Origin of the sequence: Photorhabdus asymbiotica (assembly GCF_003634575.1) — a bacterium.
Classification (GTDB): domain Bacteria; phylum Pseudomonadota; class Gammaproteobacteria; order Enterobacterales; family Enterobacteriaceae; genus Photorhabdus; species Photorhabdus asymbiotica.
In genome coordinates this window covers 636,619-662,106 of record NZ_RBLJ01000003.1, presented here as the reverse complement: position 1 = coordinate 662,106, position 25,488 = coordinate 636,619, and the positions used below count along the sequence as shown (strand labels likewise).

The 25,488-nt window shown below is 42.8% G+C and carries 18 protein-coding genes, 2 tRNA genes, 3 rRNA genes and 1 pseudogene; 15 read left to right on the top strand and 9 right to left on the bottom strand.

All coding sequences use genetic code 11. The annotated features are described in order from the left end of the window. Positions 1 to 89: 89 nt before the first annotated feature. Both raiA and bamD read right to left on the bottom strand, forming a co-directional pair. Positions 90 to 428 (bottom strand): ribosome-associated translation inhibitor RaiA, encoded by a 339-nt coding sequence (gene raiA / locus BDD30_RS15155; protein WP_041382928.1) that lies wholly within the window; start codon positions 426 to 428, stop codon positions 90 to 92. A gap of 285 nt (positions 429 to 713) precedes the next feature. Further along, positions 714 to 1,436 (bottom strand): outer membrane protein assembly factor BamD, encoded by a 723-nt coding sequence (bamD, locus tag BDD30_RS15150; protein ID WP_041382927.1) that lies wholly within the window; start codon positions 1,434 to 1,436, stop codon positions 714 to 716. 146 nt (positions 1,437 to 1,582) lie between these two features. Here bamD and rluD point away from each other — a divergent pair, with 146 nt between their 5' ends. The 8 genes from rluD to rrf all read left to right on the top strand — a co-directional run bounded on the left by rluD (position 1,583) and on the right by rrf (position 11,770). After that, positions 1,583 to 2,560 (top strand): 23S rRNA pseudouridine(1911/1915/1917) synthase RluD, encoded by a 978-nt coding sequence (rluD, locus tag BDD30_RS15145; protein WP_015835313.1) that lies wholly within the window; start codon positions 1,583 to 1,585, stop codon positions 2,558 to 2,560. After that, a complete protein-coding gene (gene yfiH / locus BDD30_RS15140; protein WP_015835312.1) occupies positions 2,561 to 3,292 on the top strand; it encodes a purine nucleoside phosphorylase YfiH in 732 nt (243 codons plus the stop codon). A gap of 134 nt (positions 3,293 to 3,426) precedes the next feature. Continuing rightward, positions 3,427 to 6,000, top strand: a complete 2,574-nt coding sequence (clpB, locus tag BDD30_RS15135) for an ATP-dependent chaperone ClpB (RefSeq protein WP_015835311.1) — start codon at positions 3,427 to 3,429, stop codon at positions 5,998 to 6,000. Positions 6,001 to 6,440: 440 nt separating this feature from the next. Then, positions 6,441 to 7,985, top strand: a 16S ribosomal RNA gene (locus tag BDD30_RS15130). A gap of 69 nt (positions 7,986 to 8,054) precedes the next feature. Next, positions 8,055 to 8,131, top strand: a tRNA-Ile gene (locus BDD30_RS15125). A gap of 129 nt (positions 8,132 to 8,260) precedes the next feature. Next, positions 8,261 to 8,336, top strand: a tRNA-Ala gene (locus BDD30_RS15120). A 161-nt stretch (positions 8,337 to 8,497) separates the two neighbouring features. Beyond that, positions 8,498 to 11,519, top strand: a 23S ribosomal RNA gene (locus tag BDD30_RS15115). A 135-nt stretch (positions 11,520 to 11,654) separates the two neighbouring features. Continuing rightward, positions 11,655 to 11,770 (top strand): 5S ribosomal RNA (rrf, locus tag BDD30_RS15110). Together the 16S, 23S and 5S rRNA genes with 2 tRNA genes alongside form the textbook arrangement of a ribosomal RNA operon. Positions 11,771 to 11,960: 190 nt before the next feature. Here rrf and BDD30_RS15105 read toward each other — a convergent pair. Beyond that, positions 11,961 to 12,083: pseudogene (locus BDD30_RS15105) on the bottom strand (IS30 family transposase); the annotation flags it as partial. 270 nt (positions 12,084 to 12,353) lie between these two features. On the opposite strand from BDD30_RS15105, the gene metA reads away from it, so the two are divergent. Then, the gene (gene metA, locus BDD30_RS15100) at positions 12,354 to 13,295 is read left to right on the top strand and encodes a homoserine O-acetyltransferase MetA (protein ID WP_012776600.1); all 942 of its coding nucleotides are present in this window, start codon (positions 12,354 to 12,356) and stop codon (positions 13,293 to 13,295) included. Positions 13,296 to 13,573: 278 nt separating this feature from the next. Here metA and BDD30_RS15095 read toward each other — a convergent pair whose 3' ends face one another. From BDD30_RS15095 to BDD30_RS24280, 5 genes are all read right to left on the bottom strand, one after another. Then, positions 13,574 to 13,654 (bottom strand): hypothetical protein, encoded by an 81-nt coding sequence (locus tag BDD30_RS15095; RefSeq protein ID WP_249039937.1) that lies wholly within the window; start codon positions 13,652 to 13,654, stop codon positions 13,574 to 13,576. A gap of 17 nt (positions 13,655 to 13,671) precedes the next feature. Beyond that, positions 13,672 to 13,878, bottom strand: coding sequence for a hypothetical protein (locus BDD30_RS15090; protein WP_012776601.1), 207 nt, complete (start codon positions 13,876 to 13,878; stop codon positions 13,672 to 13,674). A 177-nt stretch (positions 13,879 to 14,055) separates the two neighbouring features. Then, positions 14,056 to 14,343 carry a DUF1240 domain-containing protein gene (locus BDD30_RS15085; protein ID WP_339977477.1) on the bottom strand — a complete coding sequence of 96 codons (288 nt, stop codon included), beginning with the start codon at positions 14,341 to 14,343 and terminating at the stop codon, positions 14,056 to 14,058. Between the two features lie 98 nt (positions 14,344 to 14,441). Next, positions 14,442 to 15,032 (bottom strand): hypothetical protein, encoded by a 591-nt coding sequence (locus BDD30_RS15080; protein WP_012776603.1) that lies wholly within the window; start codon positions 15,030 to 15,032, stop codon positions 14,442 to 14,444. Beyond that, positions 14,992 to 15,327, bottom strand: coding sequence for a hypothetical protein (locus tag BDD30_RS24280; protein WP_012776604.1), 336 nt, complete (start codon positions 15,325 to 15,327; stop codon positions 14,992 to 14,994). The genes BDD30_RS15080 and BDD30_RS24280 overlap by 41 nt, the downstream gene beginning before the upstream one ends. A gap of 1,185 nt (positions 15,328 to 16,512) precedes the next feature. On the opposite strand from BDD30_RS24280, the gene aceB reads away from it, so the two are divergent. The 5 genes from aceB to BDD30_RS24735 all read left to right on the top strand — a co-directional run bounded on the left by aceB (position 16,513) and on the right by BDD30_RS24735 (position 22,624). Continuing rightward, positions 16,513 to 18,111, top strand: coding sequence for a malate synthase A (gene aceB, locus BDD30_RS15070; RefSeq protein WP_012776607.1), 1,599 nt, complete (start codon positions 16,513 to 16,515; stop codon positions 18,109 to 18,111). A gap of 63 nt (positions 18,112 to 18,174) precedes the next feature. Then, the gene (gene aceA / locus BDD30_RS15065; RefSeq protein ID WP_012776608.1) at positions 18,175 to 19,476 is read left to right on the top strand and encodes an isocitrate lyase; all 1,302 of its coding nucleotides are present in this window, start codon (positions 18,175 to 18,177) and stop codon (positions 19,474 to 19,476) included. A gap of 64 nt (positions 19,477 to 19,540) precedes the next feature. After that, positions 19,541 to 21,298, top strand: coding sequence for a bifunctional isocitrate dehydrogenase kinase/phosphatase (aceK, locus tag BDD30_RS15060; protein WP_012776609.1), 1,758 nt, complete (start codon positions 19,541 to 19,543; stop codon positions 21,296 to 21,298). Between the two features lie 323 nt (positions 21,299 to 21,621). Next, positions 21,622 to 22,182, top strand: a complete 561-nt coding sequence (locus BDD30_RS15055) for a hypothetical protein (protein ID WP_012776610.1) — start codon at positions 21,622 to 21,624, stop codon at positions 22,180 to 22,182. Between the two features lie 313 nt (positions 22,183 to 22,495). Continuing rightward, positions 22,496 to 22,624, top strand: coding sequence for a hypothetical protein (locus BDD30_RS24735; protein WP_282958042.1), 129 nt, complete (start codon positions 22,496 to 22,498; stop codon positions 22,622 to 22,624). Here the strand turns inward: BDD30_RS24735 and iclR are convergent. Beyond that, positions 22,571 to 23,401 carry a glyoxylate bypass operon transcriptional repressor IclR gene (gene iclR, locus BDD30_RS15050; RefSeq protein ID WP_012776611.1) on the bottom strand — a complete coding sequence of 277 codons (831 nt, stop codon included), beginning with the start codon at positions 23,399 to 23,401 and terminating at the stop codon, positions 22,571 to 22,573. The genes BDD30_RS24735 and iclR overlap by 54 nt on opposite strands. Positions 23,402 to 23,971: 570 nt before the next feature. Between iclR and BDD30_RS15045 the strand changes: the two genes are divergently transcribed. Next, positions 23,972 to 25,471 (top strand): M28 family metallopeptidase, encoded by a 1,500-nt coding sequence (locus tag BDD30_RS15045; RefSeq protein WP_049795179.1) that lies wholly within the window; start codon positions 23,972 to 23,974, stop codon positions 25,469 to 25,471. Positions 25,472 to 25,488: the final 17 nt, after the last annotated feature.

Genomic DNA, 25,488 nt, shown 5'->3' with positions numbered 1-25,488 from the left:
CAATATACTTTAATTAACCTCATGTTATTGTTTCTGTCAATAAAAAAACGCGTCCAATTTGGGCGCGTTAGAGATAGGATATCGTTATTCTATTGTTGTATTGCCAGGTTAAGATTTGATTCTTTAACACTATTATAAGTACGGCGTGCTTCACCTTTGTGCTGTACTTTATTCAACTGACGCTCTAGTTTCGCTAACAGCTCATTGATAGCAATATACATATCTTCATGTTTTGCACCGGCAACCAGTGTACCATTTGGTATACTTATGGTTGCATCAGCCATAAAAGTCTGCGGTCCTTTTGATAGAATAATATGAGGGTTTATCAGATTCACTTGCCACTTATTTAGTTTGTTCAGACGGTTTTCTACGTGGTTGCGAATTGCTGGGGTAATTTCCATTTGTTTGCTGGTAATATTCACTATCATATAGTTACCTCTCATCATTGATAATCCGCCTTCAATGATTTCAGCATACATTTCTTTTTAACGGAAAAGGTGATTTAAATCACTTTTAATCAGGTAATTGACAAGTAATTGAAGTAATTGTGATTAATAATAAGAATACGAAGAATATCTGTTGCGAAGTTAAAGCTTATGAGCCATTATTGATAAGTTAAGCCATTTTAATCCTATTGATAAATGGTCTTTTTTTCGAATTTTTAAGTAAAAATAAAACAGCAACCGAAGTTGCTGTTTTATTCTTGTGCTTCTTTATGCTGGATTAGCGGCAATTAATTTTGTTACTTTGTCTGCTTGTGCAGTTAAACCCAAGCGCGTATAGGCTCTTTCCATATAAGGCAGTGCTTTGAGAGTTGATTGGGTATCAGGATAATCATGCAGCATTTGCTCAGCGCGATTTACCACTGCGACATAAGCGCCTCGTTTGTTATAATATTTCACAACAGATAGTTCATATTTTGCCAGGCGCTCTTTGATAAACATTAAACGTTTTCTGGCATCAGCAGCGTACAGGCTGTTAGGATAATGACGTACTAACTGGCTGAAATCTCTGAATGATGCTCTGGCATGCTCAGGATCACGGTCTGAGCGATCAATCCCGAAGAAACTTTGCAGTGTACTGTCATCCAACGCTTGTGAGGTTAATCCGCGCATATACAGAACATAATCAATATTGGGATGAGTTGGGTTTAGGCGCATAAAGCGGTCAATAGAAGCTAATGCCATTGGTAAGTCAGAAGATTTATAATAAGCATAAATCAGATCAAGTTGTACTTGCTGTGAGTAAGGACCAAATGGATAGCGGTTATCGAGGGTTTCCAATTGAGTGATAGCAGCTTTATAGTTACCGTCTCGTAGCTTTTCTTGACCCGCAGAATAAATTTCCGAAGGTGGGCTGTCGGGGACAACATTCTTATTACCAGAGCACCCGGAAAGTACCAGGCTCAATGTGGCTGCTGCCACCAGATATTTCATGCGTATCATCACGTGTTGATTATCCTCTGAGTGTTTTCTGGGAGACTATCCATGAAGCTCCCGGTAAAAGATCGAGTTACAATAGCACACTATATTAAATTAAACGGCTCTGCCGTCAAAACTCAACGTAAGTGTAGAAACAATATATGGCACAACAAATACGACTTAATGCAACAGTCGCCGAATCTCAGCTCGGTCAACGTTTAGATCAGGCTTTGGCCGAAATGTTCCCTGATTATTCAAGATCACGCATAAAAGAATGGATCTTGGGTGATAGAGTTCAGGTTAATGGTAAATTAATCAATAAGCCAAAAGAAAAAGTGCTGGGAGGTGAAGAAATTTCAATTGATGCCATCATTGAGGAAGATGCGCGTTGGGAGCCTCAGAATATTGAGTTAAATATTGTCTATGAAGATGATGATATTCTAGTAATAAACAAACCACGCGATTTGGTTGTTCATCCTGGAGCAGGAAATCCAGATGGTACGGTATTAAATGCTCTGTTATATCGCTATCCTGAAATAGCTGATGTTCCCCGGGCAGGCATTGTTCACCGCCTCGATAAGGATACGACAGGGCTTATGGTTATTGCTAAAACTGTTCCAGCTCAAACTCGTTTGGTGGAGTCACTCCAACTGCGCGAAATTACCCGTGAATATGAAGCAGTTGCGACAGGACGCATGACTGCTGGTGGAATAGTTGAAGAGCCAATTTCACGCCACCCGACAAAACGAACGCATATGGCAGTTCATCCGATGGGAAAACCTGCTATTACCCGCTACCGGGTGATGGAGCATTTTAGGGCACATACCCGTTTGCGTCTGAGATTGGAAACAGGCAGAACACACCAGATACGTGTTCACATGGCTCATATTAGTCACTCATTAGTGGGAGATCCTCTGTATGGTGGTCGTCCTCGTCCTTTGAAAGGGGCTTCCGATGAGTTTCGCGAGGTAATGCGTAACTTTGATCGTCAAGCATTGCACGCCACAATGTTACGTCTTTATCATCCGATAACCGGCATTGAAATGGAATGGCATGCTGAATTACCGGAAGATATGGTCATTTTGATCAATGCATTAAAAGCAGATGCAGAAGTGTTCAAAGATGATATGGATTGGTAGATGACATCGCTTATTTTTCCAAACTGGCCACAACCTACAACAGTAAAAACCTGTAGTTCTACCCGCTTGGGCGGAATCAGTTTGCCACCTTATGATAGTTTAAATCTTGGTAAGCATGTTGGAGATAATCCTGATATTGTTGAAAAAAATAGGCAGATATTAGCTGAAGTAGCCGAATTACCTCGACAACCAGTTTGGTTAGAACAGGTTCATGGTGCTCGGGTTGTGAGACTTGACGGTCAGCCAGTAGAAGATAATAAAGCCGATGCGGTTTACACCAACATTCCTGGGCAGGTTTGTGCTGTGCTGACAGCAGATTGCTTGCCGGTGCTGTTTTGTAGCTTTGATGGTAATGAGATTGCGGCAGCTCATGCCGGTTGGCGTGGTTTGTGTGCCGGCGTGCTGGAGAATACGATTACTCAATTTAAAGCTAAGCCTGATCAGATTCAGGCTTGGCTGGGACCTGCGATTAGCGCGAAAAAATTTGAAGTTGGTAGTGAGGTTTTGCAAGCATTCACTATCCAGCATGCTGATTTGAGTCAAGCTTTTATACCTTTTGGCGAAAAGTATTTAGCAGATATCTATTTGTTGGCAAAGTTAAAATTGCAATCTGTTGGTGTGAAAGCGATTTTTGGCGGGAATGAGTGTACTGTCAGTAATAAAGAGAAATTTTTCTCTTATCGTCGTGATGGGATCACCGGACGTATGGCAACTTTAATCTGGCTGATATAACCTATTCCATAGGGCGATCCGCTGGCGCATAGAATAATGTCTCACAATTTGCTTTTCAGAATAAACCTTGAATATTTGAGGAATGGCCTCATTTAATCTCCAGTAGCAAAATTCTGATCAGTATTGGAGGTGTTATGCGTCTGGATCGTCTTACTAATAAATTCCAGCTTGCTCTCTCTGACGCCCAGTCCCTTGCACTGGGGCATGATAATCAATTTATTGAACCAATTCACTTGATGAGCTCACTGTTGAAACAAGGCGGTGGTTCTATTCGCCCATTATTAACGTCAATTGGGATCGATACAGGTCGTTTCAGCAATCAACTTGAGCGAGTTTTAGAACGTTTGCCGCAAGTACAAGGTGCTGGTGGTGATGTACAACCATCTAACGACTTAATTCGGCATTTAAACTTGTGTGACAAACTAGCACAAAAGGAGGGGGATAATTTTATTTCCTCTGAATTATTTGTTCTGGCAGCACTGGAAGAACGAGGCTCATTGAGTGACATACTGAAAGCTGCTGGAGCAACAAAAGAAAAAGTTACTAAGGCAATAAAACAAATGCGTGGTGGTGAAAAAGTTTATGATCAGGGAGCGGAAGATCAACGTCAGGCTCTGAAGAAATATACTATTGATCTGACTGAACGTGCTGAACAAGGCAAACTTGATCCAGTGATTGGCCGTGATGAAGAAATTCGCCGCACTATTCAGGTATTACAACGCCGTACCAAAAATAACCCGGTCTTAATTGGTGAGCCCGGGGTTGGTAAAACAGCTATTGTTGAAGGGCTTGCTCAACGGATTATTAATGGCGAAGTTCCAGAAGGGCTTAAAAATAAGAGGGTTCTTTCTCTGGATATGGGAGCGCTGTTAGCAGGAGCCAAATATCGTGGTGAATTTGAAGAACGCTTGAAAGGTGTGCTGAGTGATCTTTCCAAACAGGAAGGTAATGTCATTCTGTTTATTGACGAGTTGCATACTATGGTTGGTGCGGGTAAAGCTGATGGGGCAATGGATGCCGGCAATATGTTGAAACCTGCTTTGGCTCGTGGCGAACTTCATTGTGTTGGTGCAACAACACTGGATGAATATCGTCAATACATTGAAAAAGATGCAGCGCTGGAACGCCGTTTTCAAAAAGTCTATGTTGCAGAACCTTCTGTAGAGGACACTATCGCTATTTTGCGCGGTTTGAAAGAACGCTATGAGTTACATCATCACGTACAAATTACCGACCCTGCAATTGTCGCGGCAGCAACATTATCTCATCGTTATATCTCAGATCGTATGTTGCCAGATAAAGCTATCGATTTGATTGATGAAGCCGGAGCCAGTCTACGTATGCAAATGGATTCAAAACCGGAAGCGCTGGACCGTCTGGAACGTCGGGTCATTCAATTGAAGCTGGAACGGCAGGCACTGAAAAAAGAGTCTGATGATGCCAGTAAAAAACGGCTTGAAATGCTTAATGAAGAGCTGATCGTAAAAGAACGTGAATATTCTGAACTGGAAGAAGAATGGAAAGCTGAGAAAGCTGAGCTTACTGGTACTCAGCATATAAAAGCAGAACTGGAAAATGCCCGTATCAGCTTAGAACAGGCCCGCCGTAGTGGTGACTTGGCGAAGATGTCTGAAATTCAGTACGGAAAAATACCTGGATTGGAAAAACAGCTTGCCACAGCCACACAAGCTGAAGGTAAGAATATGAAACTGCTTCGTAACAAAGTTACCGATACGGAAATTGCAGAAATTCTTGCTCGTTGGACAGGTATTCCTGTTGCCAGAATGCTTGAGAGTGAAAAAGATAAATTGTTGCGCATGGAGCAAGAGCTGCATAAACGTGTTATTGGTCAGAATGAAGCGGTCGATGCAGTATCTAATGCGATCCGTCGTAGCCGTGCTGGATTAGCTGATCCAAACCGTCCGATTGGTTCATTCCTGTTCCTTGGTCCAACTGGTGTTGGTAAAACTGAGTTGTGCAAGGCGTTAGCGAATTTCCTGTTTGACAGTGATGATGCAATGGTGCGTATCGACATGTCTGAATTTATGGAAAAACATGCTGTATCACGGTTGGTAGGAGCACCTCCAGGGTATGTTGGTTATGAAGAAGGTGGTTATCTAACAGAAGCTGTTCGTCGTCGACCTTACTCTGTTATTTTGCTGGATGAAGTAGAAAAAGCGCACCCGGATGTGTTCAATATCTTATTGCAGGTGTTGGATGATGGTCGATTGACTGATGGGCAAGGTCGTACTGTCGATTTCCGTAACACGGTTGTAATCATGACGTCTAATCTCGGGTCAGACATGATCCAGGAACGCTTTGGTGGTCTGAATTATGGTGAAATGAAAGATATGGTGATGGGAATTGTTAGCCATCATTTTAGACCTGAATTTATTAACCGTATTGATGAAGTTGTTGTGTTCCACCCATTAGGGCGTCGGCATTTATCAGCGATTGCAGATATCCAGTTGCAACGTTTATACAAACGTCTGGAAGAACGTGGTTATCAAGTTGCGATTACTCAGCAAGCATTGGAAATGTTGGCAGAAGCTGGGTTCGATCCTGTCTATGGTGCACGGCCATTGAAGCGAGCCATCCAGCAGGAAATCGAAAACCCATTAGCTCAAAAAATACTTTCCGGCCAACTATTGCCAGGCAAGCCAGTGACTCTGGATGTAGAAAATAGCCAGATCGTAGCAAAGCAATAATTTTATATTTAACGAGAGATAGTAGAAGGGGTAGGAAACTGCCTCTTTTTTTATCATTTTGCGTATTAAATCGCAATTTAGCATTGTTTTTGCTTAATTGATGTTCGGATAGATTCTTTTTGTAATTAAACGCTTGCCAGCGTCAAAGAATTCCCTATAATGCGCCACCACTGACCGACACAACACTGATAAAGATTATGTCGTCAGGCAGAGAAAAAGCTAATAAGCGCTTGACTCTGCGGGCGAACAGCGTAGTATGCGCAGCCCGGCTGACCGAGAATATCACTTTTTATGTCAGCCTGCTCTTTAACAATTAATCAGACAATCTGTGTGGGCACTCACAAGACGGTATCACAAAAAAATATGTTTTAAGTCTTGAAGAGTGAACAACAGTTAATTCATTACGAACTAACAGGACGATTCTTTGAGCATCAAACTTTAAATTGAAGAGTTTGATCATGGCTCAGATTGAACGCTGGCGGCAGGCCTAACACATGCAAGTCGAGCGGTAACAGGAAAGTGCTTGCACTTTTGCTGACGAGCGGCGGACGGGTGAGTAATGTCTGGGGATCTGCCCGAGGGCGGGGGATAACCACTGGAAACGGTGGCTAATACCGCATGATGTCGCGAGACCAAAGTGGGGGACCTGAAAGGGCCTCACGCCCTCGGATGAACCCAGATGGGATTAGCTAGTAGGTAGGGTAATGGCCTACCTAGGCGACGATCCCTAGCTGGTCTGAGAGGATGACCAGCCACACTGGGACTGAGACACGGCCCAGACTCCTACGGGAGGCAGCAGTGGGGAATATTGCACAATGGGCGCAAGCCTGATGCAGCCATGCCGCGTGTATGAAGCAGGCCTTCGGGTTGTAAAGTACTTTCAGCGGGGAGGAAGGGTTTGGCCTGAAGAGGGTTAAATTTTGACGTTACCCGCAGAAGAAGCACCGGCTAACTCCGTGCCAGCAGCCGCGGTAATACGGAGGGTGCAAGCGTTAATCGGAATGACTGGGCGTAAAGCGCACGCAGGCGGTCAATTAAGTTAGATGTGAAATCCCCGGGCTCAACCTGGGAATGGCATCTAAGACTGGTTGGCTAGAGTCTCGTAGAGGGGGGTAGAATTCCATGTGTAGCGGTGAAATGCGTAGAGATGTGGAGGAATACCGGTGGCGAAGGCGGCCCCCTGGACGAAGACTGACGCTCAGGTGCGAAAGCGTGGGGAGCAAACAGGATTAGATACCCTGGTAGTCCACGCTGTAAACGATGTCGATTTGGAGGTTGTGGCCTAGAGCTGTGGCTTCCGGAGCTAACGCGTTAAATCGACCGCCTGGGGAGTACGGCCGCAAGGTTAAAACTCAAATGAATTGACGGGGGCCCGCACAAGCGGTGGAGCATGTGGTTTAATTCGATGCAACGCGAAGAACCTTACCTACTCTTGACATCCAGAGAAGACCTCAGAGATGAGGTTGTGCCTTCGGGAGCTCTGAGACAGGTGCTGCATGGCTGTCGTCAGCTCGTGTTGTGAAATGTTGGGTTAAGTCCCGCAACGAGCGCAACCCTTATCCTTTGTTGCCAGCACGTTGAGGTGGGAACTCAAAGGAGACTGCCGGTGATAAACCGGAGGAAGGTGGGGATGACGTCAAGTCATCATGGCCCTGACGAGTAGGGCTACACACGTGCTACAATGGCGGATACAAAGTGAAGCGACCTCGCGAGAGCAAGCGGAACACACAAAGTCTGTCGTAGTCCGGATTGGAGTCTGCAACTCGACTCCATGAAGTCGGAATCGCTAGTAATCGTAGATCAGCATGCTACGGTGAATACGTTCCCGGGCCTTGTACACACCGCCCGTCACACCATGGGAGTGGGTGGCAAAAGAAGTCGGTAGCCTAACCGCGAGGGGGGCGCTGACCACTTTGTGATTCATGACTGGGGTGAAGTCGTAACAAGGTAACCGTAGGGGAACCTGCGGTTGGATCACCTCCTTACCTGAGATGCGTTGAGTGCAGTGCTCACACAGATTGTCTGATGAAAGAAGAGAATGACGTTATCGCGATAGGCTTGTAGCTCAGGTGGTTAGAGCGCACCCCTGATAAGGGTGAGGTCGGTGGTTCAAGTCCACTCAGGCCTACCAACTCTACTTATCCTAGGGTCTTCCAAACGCTGCGTGACTCATGTGCTCGCGCACACTGCGTTACTCGCGTTGAAATACCCGGCGGCTAAGCGAGTTGGTCAGATAGACGGTAATGGCATTTTTCTGTATGGGGCTATAGCTCAGCTGGGAGAGCGCCTGCCTTGCACGCAGGAGGTCAGCGGTTCGATCCCGCTTAGCTCCACCATATGAAACTAGTTCAGAGTATATTGGTGACAGTATGCTGCGAATTATTTTGCTCTTTAACAATCTGGAACAAGCTGAAAAATTGAAACTGTTGATAATATCACCGAGGTATTATTGACGAGTCTCTCAAGCTGCACAATCCGAGACAGTTTCGGGTTGTGAGGTTAAGCGAATAAGCGTACACGGTGGATGCCTAGGCAGTCAGAGGCGATGAAGGACGTGCTAATCTGCGAAAAGCGTCGGTGAGCTGATATGAAGCGTGATAAGCCGGCGATGTCCGAATGGGGAAACCCAGTGCACTGCGGTGCACTATCATTAACTGAATCCATAGGTTAATGAGGCGAACCGGGGGAACTGAAACATCTCAGTACCCCGAGGAAAAGAAATCAACCGAGATTCCCCCAGTAGCGGCGAGCGAACGGGGAGGAGCCCAGAACCAGCATCAGCCACCGTCTCAGAGGAACGGTCTGGAAAGGCCGGCGATAGCGGGTGATAGCCCCGTACTTGAAGTGGGGGTGGCTGTGAGTTCGACGAGTAAGGCGGGACACGAGAAAGCCTGTCTGAATATGGGGGGACCATCCTCCAAGGCTAAATACTCCTGACTGACCGATAGTGAACCAGTACCGTGAGGGAAAGGCGAAAAGAACCCCGGTGAGGGGAGTGAAAGAGACCCTGAAACCGTGTACGTACAAGCAGTGGGAGCCCCACCACCAAAGCGTTTCGCTTTGTGTGGTGCACAAAATGCGTAACGGCATCACTGATGCGCGGTTGGCGGAGCGGTAGCGACGCCCAACACAACAATCAAGCAGTGGAGCGTTTTGGGGTGGGGTGACTGCGTACCTTTTGTATAATGGGTCAGCGACTTATATTCTGTAGCAAGGTTAACCGGATAGGGGAGCCGCAGGGAAACCGAGTCTTAACTGGGCGAAATGAGTTGCAGGGTATAGACCCGAAACCCGGTGAGCTAGCCATGGGCAGGTTGAAGGTTGGGTAACACTAACTGGAGGACCGAACCGACTAATGTTGAAAAATTAGCGGATGACTTGTGGCTGGGGGTGAAAGGCCAATCAAACCGGGAGATAGCTGGTTCTCCCCGAAAGCTATTTAGGTAGCGCCTCGTGAGTTCATCTTCGGGGGTAGAGCACTGTTTCGGCTAGGGGGCCATCCCGGCTTACCAACCCGATGCAAACTGCGAATACCGAAGAATGGTATCACGGGAGACACACGGCGGGTGCTAACGTCCGTCGTGAAGAGGGAAACAACCCAGACCGCCAGCTAAGGTCCCAAAGTCATGGTTAAGTGGGAAACGATGTGGGAAGGCCCAGACAGCCAGGATGTTGGCTTAGAAGCAGCCATCATTGAAAGAAAGCGTAATAGCTCACTGGTCGAGTCGGCCTGCGCGGAAGATGTAACGGGGCTAAACCATGCACCGAAGCTGCGGCAGCGACACGTAAGTGTCGCTGGGTAGGGGAGCGTTCTGTAAGCCGTGGAAGGTGGCGCCGTGAGGCCTGCTGGAGGTATCAGAAGTGCGAATGCTGACATAAGTAACGATAAAGCGGGTGAAAAACCCGCTCGCCGGAAGACCAAGGGTTCCTGTCCAACGTTAATCGGGGCAGGGTGAGTCGACCCCTAAGGTGAGGCTGAAAAGCGTAGCTGATGGGAAACAGGTTAATATTCCTGTACTGAATGTGACTGCGAAGGGGGGACGGAGAAGGCTAGGCCATCCGGGCGACGGTTGTCCCGGTTTAAGCGGGTAGGTGGGAGGAGCAGGCAAATCCGCTCTTCTGTGAACACTGAGGCGTGATGACGAGCCGCTACGGCGGTGAAGTGGTTGATGCCCGGCTTCCAGGAAAAGCCTCTAAGCATCAGGTCATATTGAATCGTACCCCAAACCGACACAGGTGGTCAGGTAGAGAATACTCAGGCGCTTGAGAGAACTCGGGTGAAGGAACTAGGCAAAATGGTGCCGTAACTTCGGGAGAAGGCACGCTGGCATTAGGTGAAGGAGTTGACCTCTGGAGCTGAAGCCAGTCGCAGAGACCAGCTGGCTGCAACTGTTTATTAAAAACACAGCACTGTGCAAACACGAAAGTGGACGTATACGGTGTGACGCCTGCCCGGTGCTGGAAGGTTAATTGATGGGGTTAGCCGCAAGGCGACGCTCTTGATCGAAGCCCCAGTAAACGGCGGCCGTAACTATAACGGTCCTAAGGTAGCGAAATTCCTTGTCGGGTAAGTTCCGACCTGCACGAATGGCGTAATGATGGCCAGGCTGTCTCCACCCGAGACTCAGTGAAATTGAACTCGCTGTGAAGATGCAGTGTTCCCGCGGCAAGACGGAAAGACCCCGTGAACCTTTACTATAGCTTGACACTGAACATGGAGCCTTGATGTGTAGGATAGGTGGGAGGCTAGGAAGTGTGGACGCCAGTCTGCATGGAGCCGACCTTGAAATACCACCCTTGAATGTTCGATGTTCTCACTTGGGCCCGTGAACCGGGCTGAGGACAGTGTCTGGTGGGTAGTTTGACTGGGGCGGTCTCCTCCCAAAGAGTAACGGAGGAGCACGAAGGTTGGCTAATCACGGTCGGACATCGTGAGGTTAGTGCAAAGGCATAAGCTGGCTTGACTGCGAGAGTGACGGCTCGAGCAGGTACGAAAGTAGGTCTTAGTGATCCGGTGGTTCTGAATGGAAGGGCCATCGCTCAACGGATAAAAGGTACTCCGGGGATAACAGGCTGATACCGCCCAAGAGTTCATATCGACGGCGGTGTTTGGCACCTCGATGTCGGCTCATCACATCCTGGGGCTGAAGTGGGTCCCAAGGGTATGGCTGTTCGCCATTTAAAGTGGTACGCGAGCTGGGTTTAGAACGTCGTGAGACAGTTCGGTCCCTATCTGCCGTGGGCGTAGGAAGATTGAAAGGGGCTGCTCCTAGTACGAGAGGACCGGAGTGGACGCACCGCTGGTGTACGGGTTGTCATGCCAATGGCATAGCCCGGTAGCTAAGTGCGGGAGAGATAACCGCTGAAAGCATCTAAGCGGGAAACTTGCCTTGAGATGAGTCTTCCCTTGACTTGAGTCACGGAAGGAACGTTTAAGACGAAGACGTGGATAGGCTGGGTGTGTAAGTGCAGCGATGCATTGAGCTGACCAGTACTAATGAACCGAGCGGCTTAACCTTACAACGCCGAAGGTGTTTTGGTGTCAGAAGACAGTGGACAGCTGTCAGAAGAGAGATGAATTTCAGCTTGTTCAGAGATTGGTTCCGGTGGTTGCGGGAGAGAGCGTCGCAACGGTCGGAGTAAAACAGAATACGCCTGGCGGCGATAGCGCGGTGGTCCCACCTGACCCCATGCCGAACTCAGCAGTGAAACGCCGTAGCGCCGATGGTAGTGTGGGGTCTCCCCATGCGAGAGTAGGACACTGCCAGGCTTGATATACCATGGAAACCCTCAGCGTGTGCTGGGGGTTTTTTGCGTATTGGGGGGGATACCGGGTTACTACTGCGATCCGTATGGGGCCAGGTGAGCGGACGAATCCATCTTGCTCTGCGATTCTTGTCTCCCCGCGTTCATCCTGCCATGGTTATCCAGTCTGAATGAGGCTAACATTGTCGAGCCATATAAATCGTCTCATGATGCAAAAATATCCCTTTATGTTGCTTCAAATAATCAGCGATCTGTTCAGGACTTAATTCTTTCCAAATTAACCGCTTTATCCATTTTCTCACTTCCGGCGTTATTTTACGGCTTTCTATCATTGAATCCTGGGATGTTTTACCCTGGAATTGAATCAACCTACCTTATAATTTTTCTATGTAAAAAATATATTGTAAATTATTTTTAATTTTAAATATTAAAAATTTGTTAACTTTTGTCATGTTGAACATCATGATATGACCAAAAATGAAATAATTTCAGCTTACTTGTAAAGCCTCGACATTCGGTTAATACTTAGTTAGATTTAGCTGTCTAGAAGTCTAAGCGTATAAATGGATAAAAATTGAGGTCATAGCATGCCAATTTGTATACCGGATGAACTACCCGCAGTGAATTTTTTACGAAATGAGAATGTGTTCGTGATGACATCTACTCGTGCAAATATTCAAAATATACGTCCGTTAAAGGTATTGCTGCTTAACTTGATGCCAAAGAAAATTGAGACTGAAAATCAATTTTTACGATTGTTATCCAATTCGCCTTTACAGGTAGACATTCAACTGCTCAGAGTAGATAACCGCAAGTGTAGGAATACGCCTGCTGAGCATTTAGACAATTTTTATTGTGATTTTGAACGGATAAAGCACCAAAATTTTGATGGTTTAATTGTCACTGGTGCTCCGTTGGGATTAGTTGAATTTGAAGATGTGGCATATTGGGGACAGATCGAAAGAATAATTAGTTGGGCAAAGGAGCATGTGACTTCTACTTTGTTTATCTGTTGGGCTGTACAAGCTGCGTTGAATATTTTGTATGGTTTGCCTAAATTTACCAGAGAAGTGAAATTATCCGGTGTTTATTCTCACTCTACTTTGGACCCTCTGGCATTATTGACTCGTGGTTTTGATGAATCTTTTTTTGCCCCTCATTCCCGCTATGCAGACTTTCCTGAGCATATTATTCGTGAACATACTGATTTGGAAGTTCTCTCCAGCTCTGAAGAAGCAGGGGCATACTTGTTGGCCAGTAAAGATAAACGTATGGTATTTGTCACCGGCCATCCTGAGTATGATAGTGAAACATTGGCTAGTGAATATTTACGTGATTTAGCAGCAGATTTAGATCCAAAGATCCCAGTAAATTATTTCCCGGATAATAATCCAGAAAGAAAGCCGCTGGCATCATGGCGTAGCCATGGGCATTTATTATTTTCCAACTGGCTGAATTATTATGTGTATCAGATCACTCCATATGATCTGATTAATTTTGATATAAATTTAATAAATTCATATGATTAAGATGTCATTATTTTGTATTTAATATAAGTATTTATACCCTATGGATTTCAAGATGCATCGCGACGGCCAGGGAGCGAATCCCCGGGAGCATAGATAACTCTGTGACTGGGGTGAGTGAGTGCAGCCAACAAAGAGGTAACTTGAAAGATAATGGGTATATACATGAATAGCCATAAAATCGCGTAAATGCGGCATAAGATGAGAACATCAACGATGACGCATTTTTGGTTTCATGATTCAGGAATATATAGTAATCCTCAGAACATGGTTTAATCATATCAGGGCTGTTCAGTAGAAAATTTTCGAATAATTCGTTTGATGGAATGCCCATTATCATCAAAATATTGGTTCGGCCAAATTTCTGAGGGATGTATTCCTAGGCTGCTCGCAATAATCTATTCTCCTTATTGCTGAGGCGATCACCTCTCTGAACAGGATTACTCATTCGGGAACGTTCTTCACCAGCAAGTACCTCATAGCGGGCAATTTCAGCATTCAGGGGGCGTAGTTCGTCAAATTGTTTTGCTTTGTCATCGCTTATCGAACGCTTTTCGTATTCCGCCTTAGTGAGAAGGGAATGCATTTAACTAGTCAGATCGGTTTTTTGCTGGCGCAATTCAGGTAATTTTTCCGCGGTGTTTTGTGATAAATTTTTATGTGTTTAAAACACGATTTAACATCATGATAAATAATAAAAAAGCCTCTAAATTTCAGAGGCTAAACATAGGAAAACATGAGGACGGAATATTTACAAAAGCTTTCATTCACAAAGTGATAAATTTTTCACGTAAGTTGTTGGTGACATCCACGATATTTTGTCACATGTTAAATAACCATCATTTTTTAACTTATAGTTAACATAAAGAGAGATAGGAAAACTAACGATAAATGATGCAATCATCAGCATAGTTAAATATCTGATAATCAGCTTATTAAGTTTCGGCAATCGATCAAAAACAAAGAAAAAATAGAACCTGATATAGCATAGAATATTAAAGGAAATGAAATACATAACAATAGGGCCAGAAAATATTATTTTTTCTTTCATTAAAATTAATGAAAAAACACAGTCACTCACTAAGTACATTATAGATGTGACTACTAGCAATAATATTGTTCCGTATGTGATTTTTACATACTTATTATTCACTTTATTTTACCTAAGCTGTTAAATACATGTTGTAAATTTCCTTCTGGTGACTTTGGTTTTCTTTTCATTTCCTCTTTTATTAACTCTATTAACTTTTTACTTATTCCATATTTTGTATCGAGAATTTCTAAACCAACAGCAACTCCAAATCCAATAAGAATAACTATTCCAGCAACGGCAATAATACTACCACCTAAAATAGCTGTAGTAGTCAAAAATGAACCCACAGCCCAAGAAGTAGCTGCTATAACGGCAGTTTTAGCCATGTCAACAGTTATGTTGCCAATAAAATCCGCTAAGGTATATTCATCTTTAAAAACAGCTTCAATCGTTCGATACATAACAGAAAAGATAATGCAGAATTTAACTCCTTTAACAATACTTGAATTAAGACCTTGTTGTTCTATACCCATCGCCAACATTTTAGGATTGTTAGCACCGTATCGTGTTCCGGTAATAATACGTCTAGGACCTGCATGACCTGATATTTTTATATAACACTTGCCATTTTTATCGAAATATTCCGTTGCGGTGATCCCTATACTTTTAAACTCTCGGACAATCGCGGAAAATCCAAAAAAAATCATGTATATTTCCGGTAAAAGGTGAAATGGAATCGGTAACAGTAAAAACCTTCTCATGGTAATTATTTAATTTTATTTTTGGCTTTGTTGGTGAAAAAGGATTGATATCACTTAGAATACTCACCGCTTCTTCTGGAATGAGAAGGGCAATATATATGGTATTATCACTTAATACCTTTTCTAACCCTATAGCATCAAAAAATTCATGTTGAGGCTTTAGCTGATTAATCCCCACATTCCCCCTTAAAAAATCCCCCATGTAACCTTCCACACTGGGATCATATTTCTTATATGTCATGTGTCCTCCTTACACCAGTTTAATGTTAATTATTTTGACATCTTGGTTTATATAACAAGCAGGGTCAACAAAAACAATTTAATTCCTGCCAGAATATACTCCTTAAAAAGTATTTTTTCCCTCTCAACTGCGCGATCTGTTCACCTTTACTGTTAATTATTGGTGTATAGAGTGCGTATTTAACGTCAAAACTTTATATAAGGGAGATTACAAGTCTCTGCGTTTATACCCGTTATCTTTCAAGTTGCCTCTTTGTTGGCTGCACTCACTCACCCCGGTCACATAGTTATCTATGCTCCCGGGGATTCATTCCCTTGCCGTCGCGATGCATCTTGAAATCCATAGGGTATAGAACAGCAGGAAGCCTTTAGCATCATCACCTAAATTTAACGTTGTAGAAATAATCCTGTGTGCTTTTACTACTGATTAAAACCATATTCTCATAATTACCCGCTAGCATATCCAACCGCTCACACCATTTTTTTAAAGCATCTAGTTTCTCTGGCAGGTATTGGACGAATAATTTTTTCTCTTGACTTGCTGTTTTATTTTTGTTCAGTCCATAGAATATAATCAAGATCCTATTCTGAATATTTCGATAATCTAGCTTCCTGTGAGCGATAATTAAATACAATGAAGGTTGTTGATAAACGCCTATAATAATGATGATGGGTATTTGTATTTATAGATTTCCAACAATTGACCAAGTTCATTATCAGTTAAAATTTTGTCTCTTTTATTTTGTTTTTTTACCTACATCAGGAATGGTTAAGTCATCAAGTGCATGATTAATAGAAAACTTTCTTACTCGACAGAATTTCAAAGCTTGTTTACACATCTGAGATATGTACTCAGCAGCAGAGGACGTCTTTTTTACTTATCATCCAACGCTGGATTAATACCTTCTGGGTGGCTAAATTTCAGCCACTTTACTTATCCTGATTTTTTTCTCATTTCTGCTAAGACACTGCAATTTTTTTAGTTTATCTTACATAACAAAAACTTAACAAAATGATCTCATAATTTATGGAATCAGTTTCTCTAATTTAAAATGGTTATTTTTCTTTTTAACTAATTGTTTTTTATATTATAAAAATAAAAATTTAAAAAAATGGAAATCGTTTTTGATTTATTTTAAATATCTATTACTCTTATTCAGGTGCGCTTTAAAATGAGGGTGGATAGATGACGCAGAAAACTTTAGTGACTGAATTATCGTTTGTTAAACGGTTTGGGGCGGCAGAGCAGGAGATTTTGACATCTGAAGCGTTGGATTTCCTGACAGACTTGATTATTCGGTTTTCTGATACGCGGAATAAATTGTTAGCCGATCGGGATATTTGGCAGAAGAAGATTGATGATGGTGAATTACCTGATTTTATTTCGGAAACCAGTTCCATTCGTGATGGTGAATGGAAAATTCAAAATATTCCAGCAGATCTCCGTGATCGCAGAGTAGAAATCACTGGTCCGGTAGAACGGAAAATGGTTATCAATGCTTTGAATGCTAATGTAAAAGTTTTCATGGCTGATTTCGAGGATTCTTTAGCACCGGCTTGGGATAAGGTTATTGAAGGACAAATAAATTTACGCGATGCAGTTAATGGAACAATTTCTTACGTTAATGATCAGGGTAAACAATACCAGCTGCGTTCAGATCCTGCTGTTTTGATCGCACGAGTAAGAGGGCTTCATTTACCAGAAAAACATGTTCTCTATCAGGCAGAGCCAATTGCCGGTGGATTATTTGATTTTGCTCTTTATTTTTATCACAACTATAAACAATTGTTGGCAAAAGGCAGTGGCCCCTATTTCTACTTACCAAAAATTCAGTCTTACCACGAAGCACAGTGGTGGAGTGATGTATTCAGTTTTACAGAAGATCGTTTTGATCTGCCGAGAGGCACAATCAAAGCAACAGTATTGATTGAAACTCTGCCTGCTGTATTCCAGATGGATGAGATTCTTTACCACCTCCGTTATCACATTGTGGGTCTCAATTGTGGTCGTTGGGATTACATTTTCAGCTACATTAAAACACTGAAAAATCATAGTGATCGGGTTTTGCCTGATCGTCAATCAGTCACGATGGATCAACCTTTCCTTAGTGCTTATTCCCGTTTACTGATCAAAACCTGCCATAAGCGTGGGGCATTTGCGATGGGGGGAATGGCTGCTTTTATCCCCAGTAAAGATATTGAACGCAACAACTGGGTACTAGATAAAGTTCAGGCGGATAAAGAATTGGAAGCGCGTAATGGTCATGATGGCACATGGATTGCCCATCCAGGTCTTGCTGACACAGTGATGGAGGTTTTCGATAAGGTTTTGGCAGAGCGACAAAACCAGTTAGATATCTTCCGTGAAGGAGATGCGCCGATTACCGCGGCTCAATTATTGGAACCTTGCCCAGGCGATCGTACTGAGGAAGGTATGCGGGCTAATATCCGCGTAGCGATTCAATATATTGAGGCTTGGATTTCAGGCAATGGATGCGTACCTATCTATGGCTTGATGGAAGATGCGGCGACAGCAGAAATTTCCCGGACTTCCATTTGGCAGTGGATTCATCATGAAAAATCATTATCCAACGGTAAAAAGATTACGAAAAGCTTGTTCAGACAGATGTTGGCAGAGGAAATGGAAGTCATTAAGCAAGAGGTTGGAGAAACACGTTTCAGCCTAGGGCGATTTGACGATGCGGCTAAGTTGATGGAGCGCATTACCACTCAGGACGAGCTGATAGATTTCCTGACCTTACCGGGATATCAATTGCTCGACTAAGCAACGAATAATAACAAAACACCATTTATCCGATTAATTTAATAAAGATAGGAAGTAGAAGTCATGACAATCTCCAGAACTCAACAAATCGCTCAATTGGAACAGGAATGGAAAAGTGATCGCTGGAAAGGGATTATCCGCCCGTACAGCGCGGAAGATGTGGTTAAATTGCGTGGTTCGGTCAATCCTGAGCATACATTGGCACAACTGGGGGCCAAAAAACTATGGGAATTGCTGCATGGTAAGGCCAAGAAAGGTTATGTGAACGCATTGGGTGCATTGACCGGTGGACAGGCATTACAGCAGGCAAAAGCGGGGATTGAGGCAATTTATCTTTCTGGCTGGCAGGTTGCGGCTGACGCTAATACTGCATCCAGTATGTACCCGGATCAGTCTCTTTATCCGGTGGATTCGGTTCCGGCGGTGGTAAAACGTATTAACAACAGTTTCCGTCGTGCCGATCAGATTCAATGGGCAAATGGTACTGATAGCCAGGAATATATCGATTATTTCCTGCCAATTGTGGCAGACGCGGAAGCAGGATTTGGTGGTGTTTTAAATGCTTTTGAATTGATGAAAGCGATGATTGAGGCTGGTGCTGCGGCGGTTCATTTTGAAGACCAACTGGCTGCGGTGAAAAAATGTGGTCATATGGGCGGTAAAGTTTTAGTTCCGACACAAGAGGCTATTCAGAAATTAGTTGCTGCGCGTCTGGCTGCGGATGTTTCTGGCGTACCAACACTGTTAATTGCCCGTACAGATGCTGATGCGGCTGATCTACTGACTTCTGACAGTGATACTTATGACAGTGAATTTATTACTGGCGAACGGACTGCTGAAGGATTTTTCCGTACCAGAGCAGGTATCGATCAGGCGATCAGTCGTGGTTTGGCTTATGCACCGTATGCTGACTTGGTGTGGTGTGAGACATCAACACCTGATATTGAAATGGCGCGTCATTTTGCTGAGGCGATTCATGCTGAATATCCCGGAAAGTTACTGGCTTACAACTGTTCTCCATCATTCAATTGGAAAAAGAATTTGGATGATAAAACGATTGCGCGTTTCCAGGATGAACTGTCAGCAATGGGTTATAAATTCCAGTTTATTACTCTGGCGGGTATTCATAGCATGTGGTTTAACATGTTTGACCTGGCACATGCTTATGCACAGGGTGAAGGCATGAGACATTATGTGGAGAAAGTACAGGAAAGAGAATTTGAATCCATGGAGCGTGGTTATACCTTCTCTTCTCATCAACAGGAAGTTGGCACCGGTTATTTCGATAAAGTCACAACCATTATTCAGGGTGGCACTTCGTCAGTAACCGCATTGACAGGTTCTACGGAAGAACAGCAGTTCTGATTGTGTTGTCTTTCTGATTCTATTCAGCCTACCTATTGTAGGCTGAATATATTGAGGAGTTGCGATGGGGATAGATTCAGCACATCTGATAGCGCAGACTATTTTGCAGGGATTTGATGCACAATATGGTCGCTTTCTGGAAGTGACTTCGGGCGCACAGCAACGCTTTGAGCAGGCTGACTGGCACGCGGTTCAGCAGGCTATGAAAAAGCGTATTAATCTTTATGATCATCATGTTGGTCTGGTTGTTGAACAACTTAAATGTATACATGGTGCTTTCGAATATGACGAAGACTACATTGCTAAAGTAAAGGTTGTTTATACCAGTTTATTACCAGATTATCCCCGGTTTGAAATTGCGGAGAGTTTTTTTAATTCTGTTTATTGTCGTCTGTTTGAACATCGTAACTTGACGCCAGATAAGTTATATATCTTTACTTCCCAGCCTGTTCGCAGATTTCGGGATATTCCTCGTCCGCTATCGCGTGACTTTTTCCCTAATGGCAATCTTGCTTCAATGTTACGAACAATGCTTAATGATTTGCCGCTGCGTCTGCCTTGGGAAGATCTGGAAAGAGATATTCGTTATATCATGGATTATCTACAACGAACATTTCCAGCGGAAGAAATATTACAGACGACTTTTCAGATAGCTAATGAACTGTTTTATCGTAACAAAGCGGCCTGGTTGGTGGGTAAAATTCGAATTGGAAATAAAGTTTATCCTTTCTTGTTGCCGATCCACCATAACGAATCCGGCGGGATTTTTATTGATACCTGTCTAACCGATCATGCTGATGCCAGTATCGTATTTGGTTTCGCGCGTTCCTATTTTATGGTTTATGCGCCGTTGCCTGCGGCGTTAGTTGAGTGGTTAAGAGAAATATTACCTGCCAAATCAACGGCTGAGCTTTATATGGCAATTGGCTGTCAGAAGCATGGTAAGACAGAGTATTACCGGGAATATCTGGCATTTATTACCTTCTCTAAAGAGCAATTTATCATTGCTCCGGGTGTTAAGGGGATGGTAATGCTGGTGTTTACTTCACCTTCACTTGATAGAGTTTTTAAGGTCATTAAAGATAAATTTGCGCCGCAGAAAGAAGTCACTCAGGAGCGGGTACAGGAGTGTTACCGTTTGGTCAAAGAGCATGACCGTGTAGGGCGGATGGCAGATACACAGGAATTCGAAAATTTCGTTATTAATAAAGCTCACATCAGCCCTGAATTGCTGGAAGAGTTGCAGAAAGAAGTACCGGAAAAACTGGAAGATCTCGGTAATAAGCTCCTTATTAAGCATCTGTATATGGAGCGCCGGATGATACCGCTGAATATCTATATGGAACAGGTAGATGAACAGAAACTGAAGGATGCTATCGAAGAGTATGGTAATGCCATCAAGCAACTTGCTGCGGCGAACATTTTCCCTGGAGATATGCTGTTCAAAAACTTTGGTGTGACACGGCATGGGCGAGTGGTGTTCTACGACTATGACGAAATCTGTTATATGACGGAAGTTAACTTCCGGGATATACCTCCACCGCGTTACCCGGAAGATGAACTTGCCAGTGAACCATGGTATAGCGTGGCACCAAATGATGTTTTTCCTGAAGAATTCCGGCATTTTCTTTGTACAGATAGTCGTATTCGCTGCTATTTTGAAGAGATGCATGGTGATTTGTTTAAACCAGACTACTGGCGAGCGCTACAGGAACGGATTAAAAGTGGTCATGTGGAAGATGTGTTTGCATATCGTCGTAAACAACGGTTCAGTCAACGTACTGAGATAGAAACTAACTCTATTGCCAAAGTTTCAGCCTGATTTTATTGGGAATTGGCGTTTGCTGTTAGCAACCGCCGTTTTCATCAGTAGTTAATATTATTATCCTCATTAAATTATTTCTCTAAATTAATTATGAATTAGATTATGAGTCAAAAACATATACTTAATAATTATTTTTAATAAATAAAAATAGATCCACTTATTTGTGGGGGTTCTATAATTTTATAGAGTTTGGGAATCAAAGATTTTTAACTGCGACTAATGGCTGTAAAAATAATTGATATTTTTGACTCTTAATTAAACACATAGAAATTCTCATATAACACAGATATAACTTCGTGGAAGTATTTAAGGATATAATAATGGCTAGTGTAATTTTATACGGTGATAAACTCCATATTAGAAATAACTATCTTGGAAATGGTGGCTATCTAGACACTAATGGTTATGCGACCGCGCAAGGAGCAAAATATAACGTATACACGGCTACTTCGCCGACACGTGGTCCAGGTACGGGCACATGGCAAATTTTATCTACAGCAGGAAAAGGTATAGGAACAGAAGTTTACAGTGGTGATACGGTATTTCTGGTGAATCTTTACCAGAATAATGGGGGATATCTTGGCACTAATGGTCATGCGCCGTCGCCTGAACTCTATAATATTTACACTGCGGATAAAACAGCACGCCCGGTTGAGACCCTGACATGGTACATTTTTTCAGATACAACAAGTGGGTATGATGGAAAAGTTCGCGAGGGTGATATAACCCGTTTTCTTAATGGTTATAATAACGTACATGGAGGATTTCTCGATACTTGTTTCACTGCGGGCATTCCTGGTGAAGTATATAAGGTATATACTTCACTTCTTTCTAATCGAGGCAATGGGACAGGTACTTGGAATTTATCAAAAGCGATTTAATCAGGATGACATTCATCGATTAGTGTTCCATTAACTAATACTTATATATTGTAAGGTTCCGGAAATATAATTGTTTTCTGAACCTTCATCTCATTTTTCACAGATATTATTGCTAAACTGGTTAAATAATTTCGTTATTATTCTACTATATTGCTGATAATATTTTCGGCGGAATGATAAATTAAATTGAATTTATTGTTCTGAAAAGACAGGGCACTAAAAAATCAATGCCCTGTGAAAGATATATACCCAATGGATTTCAAGATGCATCGCGACGGCAAAGGAGCGAATCCCCGAGAGCATAGATAACTATGTGACCGGGGTGAGTGAGTGCAGCCAACAAAGAGGCAACTTGAAAGATGACGGGTATAATTATCAGAAAAAAGAATTAACGAATCCCGCCATATTCTTTACTGATCTCTTTTGCTGCCCGGATAACTAATGCACCGAGTTCAGTGATACGATCATCGGTGATCCGTGATACTGGGCCGGAAATGGAAATAGCCGCAAAGGCTTGGTGATGCTCATCATAAATACAGGCAGCAATACAGCGTAGGCCCAAAGCATGTTCTTCGTCGTCGAATGAATACCCTTGTTTACGTGTTTGCTCCAGATTTTCTTTTAAAGCCGAAGGAGTGGTCCTGGTGTATTGTGTATAAGAGTGAAGCCCTTTCTTATGCAGTAATTGAACCAGTTTGTTGTCTGGTAGTGTTGAAAGGAGTGCTTTGCCGGCACCGGAAGCATGCATAGGTAATTTACCACCGATAGGTGCGGACATTCTCATCAGTGCGTTACACTGTACTTGATCGACAATAACCGCTTCATATTCACTGTGATCAAGAATAGCCAAATTAACGGTTTCACCAGAATCTTCCATCAGGCGGCGAAGGATTGGGTGAATGAGTGCCAATAAATTGCGGCTCTGTAAGAAACTGCTGCCGACAATAAAAGTGTGTGAACCGATAACCCATAACCCTAAATCGCCAATCTGGCGGACAAAACCGTGTTGCTGTAGAGTGGTTAGAAGGCGGTGAGTGGTGGAGTTTGGTAATCCGGCTTGTTGTGCCAAATCAGTCAGTGCGATACCGCCTGGTGATTCGGAAATATATTCCAAAAGAGTCAATCCGCGACTTAATGACTGTACCTGCCCGTTAGCAGCAGCATTATTCGCTGTAATCCTGATTCTTTTTGTTTTTTTAATGGTAACGGCAGTGCTCATCGAAATACCCTCTGAATGATAAGATGGAATTCATTTTCATTTCTTATTATGGACGATAAACCTAAAAAACACTCATCCGATGTGTGGGAAAACGTGTAGATTTATGGATGTATTCAGTGCGATTCGAGTGACTGGAATTCACTATCGCTTTCTGCATTACATTGGCTTTAGTTTATTTAGGTGATTTTTTTAGGAAGGAAGGGAATTAAAACTCTTTTTAGGTATTGTCTCGCAATATTGAGAATATTCTAGTGGTAAGAATGTATAAACAATATATCTGAATAGTGGGTTTTAAATAACTCCATTGGGGACTGATGGGGAGAGAAATATAATTTTTTATCTAACCATTTTTTAGTTGTATGATTACAAAAGGGAATCTATCATTATTAATGACAGTGCTTTATATTATTTTGAATTAATTGGAATTATTCGGAATGATTTGTTTTTAGTGATGAAAAGCAATATGGAGTATTATTGATTATGTGAAAAATAATAAGTTGTGATTAATGATTGAATTTTTAAATACATATTTTGGGAGATAGACCTCTATTATTAGAATGGGAGAGTTTAATGAAGCGTATTTTTCTGATTATATGTTTTTTGGCTGCTTTAATTGTCGCTATTATTCAGGGTATCGGTTTGGTACTTCCTGATAAAGTCTCAGTTGAATCTTTTAGAGAAAACGGATTTAAGAATGTCATGAGAACACTTGGTGTCATTGCAGCAGAACCTCATCCTGCGGCTTCAAAACGGCAAGAGTTAGTCCGGGCCTACCTGATTAGAGAGATGAATGAGATGGGGTACAAAGTCACTGAGCAGAAATTTCACTACACCGCGAATGACTTGGTATTTCGACAGAAAAAAGTATCTTCAGAACTTAATAGTCAGCAACGCCAAACTTTTGATAAAAAGTTTGTGAGAGACGGAAGGGGCAATGTTGAAGATGAAATTTCTACTCACTCTGAATTAAGTGGGACGAATCTTATTGCAAAGCTGAAGGTTCCTTCTCCAAAAGGAACTATGTTGATCGTTTCACATTATGACAGCGTAAGAACAGCGCCAGGGGCCAGTGATAATGGAATGGCCGTTGCCTCAGTACTTCAATTAATGCGGGATCTCTCCAAAAGAACGGATATAAAAAATAATGTGATATTTTTATTCTCGGATGCCGAAGAATTGGGGTTACTTGGAGTACGCCATTTTGTTAAGAATATTGATGAAATAACATCTCAATCAATAGACCTTGTTTTTAACTTTGATGCTCGTGGAAATAATGGCGTACCTCTTTTGTTTGAGACATCAGAGAAAAATTTTGCTCTTGTTTCAGAATGGAATCGTAGTGCCTATAAACCGGTTGCCTTCTCATTTAGTCCTATCGTGTATCAGATGTTGACGAATGAAACAGATTTTAGTGTTTTCCTGGATATGGGGTTTGCCGGGATAAATTTTGCTACGATTCTGGGTTACGAGCATTACCATCGTATGAGTGATACTGTTGAGAATCTTAACCTTGGAACTTTGTGGCGATATCAGCGAACCATTCGGGATTTAGGTATTCATTTTGCGATTAAAGAGGTCACGCGTTTTTCCAGAGAAAGTGTAGATGCAGTTTATTTCCCAGTACCTTACATTGGGCTTATTATCATGCCTGTATTTGTGGCTCTTATTGCGGGGTTGTTGGCATTTGTACTGTCTATATCATTGGCCATGAAAAATATATGGTTTTCACATTCATCTAAAACTGTATCGAATATGCAAACCATTTTGAGGATATTTGCTGGATTACTGAGCCTGGCCGCAGCACTGATTGTACCTACTGCATCTTATCTTATCGCATTACCTGTTTTGTTGTTTTTGCTTATGGATTTAATGTTGCGGGAGTTTAATAAATTTAGTATCGCGCTGATTATGTTAATTATTTGTACCTATATTACGTGTATTATCTATGTTCCTGTTATATATCTCGTTGTTGTCGGGTTACATGTTAATGTGGTGGGTGGTTTACTTGCTCTTCTCCTAATTATTTTTTTGGGATTGGGTACAGCCAGTCTTTGGAATAGAGCGAATTAGTTCTATAAAACTAGTGG

Excerpts from the sequence above, each read along its gene's own strand:
- raiA (WP_041382928.1), bottom strand. The coding sequence starts at position 428 with ATGATAGTGAATATTACCAGCAAACAAATGGAAATTACCCCAGCAATT.
- bamD (WP_041382927.1), bottom strand. The coding sequence starts at position 1,436 with ATGAAATATCTGGTGGCAGCAGCCACATTGAGCCTGGTACTTTCCGGG.
- rluD (WP_015835313.1), top strand. The coding sequence starts at position 1,583 with ATGGCACAACAAATACGACTTAATGCAACAGTCGCCGAATCTCAGCTC.
- yfiH (WP_015835312.1), top strand. The coding sequence starts at position 2,561 with ATGACATCGCTTATTTTTCCAAACTGGCCACAACCTACAACAGTAAAA.
- clpB (WP_015835311.1), top strand. The coding sequence starts at position 3,427 with ATGCGTCTGGATCGTCTTACTAATAAATTCCAGCTTGCTCTCTCTGAC.
- metA (WP_012776600.1), top strand. The coding sequence starts at position 12,354 with ATGCCAATTTGTATACCGGATGAACTACCCGCAGTGAATTTTTTACGA.
- BDD30_RS15090 (WP_012776601.1), bottom strand. The coding sequence starts at position 13,878 with ATGCATTCCCTTCTCACTAAGGCGGAATACGAAAAGCGTTCGATAAGC.
- BDD30_RS15085 (WP_339977477.1), bottom strand. The coding sequence starts at position 14,343 with ATGAAAGAAAAAATAATATTTTCTGGCCCTATTGTTATGTATTTCATT.
- BDD30_RS15080 (WP_012776603.1), bottom strand. The coding sequence starts at position 15,032 with ATGATTTTTTTTGGATTTTCCGCGATTGTCCGAGAGTTTAAAAGTATA.
- BDD30_RS24280 (WP_012776604.1), bottom strand. The coding sequence starts at position 15,327 with ATGACATATAAGAAATATGATCCCAGTGTGGAAGGTTACATGGGGGAT.
- aceB (WP_012776607.1), top strand. The coding sequence starts at position 16,513 with ATGACGCAGAAAACTTTAGTGACTGAATTATCGTTTGTTAAACGGTTT.
- aceA (WP_012776608.1), top strand. The coding sequence starts at position 18,175 with ATGACAATCTCCAGAACTCAACAAATCGCTCAATTGGAACAGGAATGG.
- aceK (WP_012776609.1), top strand. The coding sequence starts at position 19,541 with ATGGGGATAGATTCAGCACATCTGATAGCGCAGACTATTTTGCAGGGA.
- BDD30_RS15055 (WP_012776610.1), top strand. The coding sequence starts at position 21,622 with ATGGCTAGTGTAATTTTATACGGTGATAAACTCCATATTAGAAATAAC.
- iclR (WP_012776611.1), bottom strand. The coding sequence starts at position 23,401 with ATGAGCACTGCCGTTACCATTAAAAAAACAAAAAGAATCAGGATTACA.
- BDD30_RS15045 (WP_049795179.1), top strand. The coding sequence starts at position 23,972 with ATGAAGCGTATTTTTCTGATTATATGTTTTTTGGCTGCTTTAATTGTC.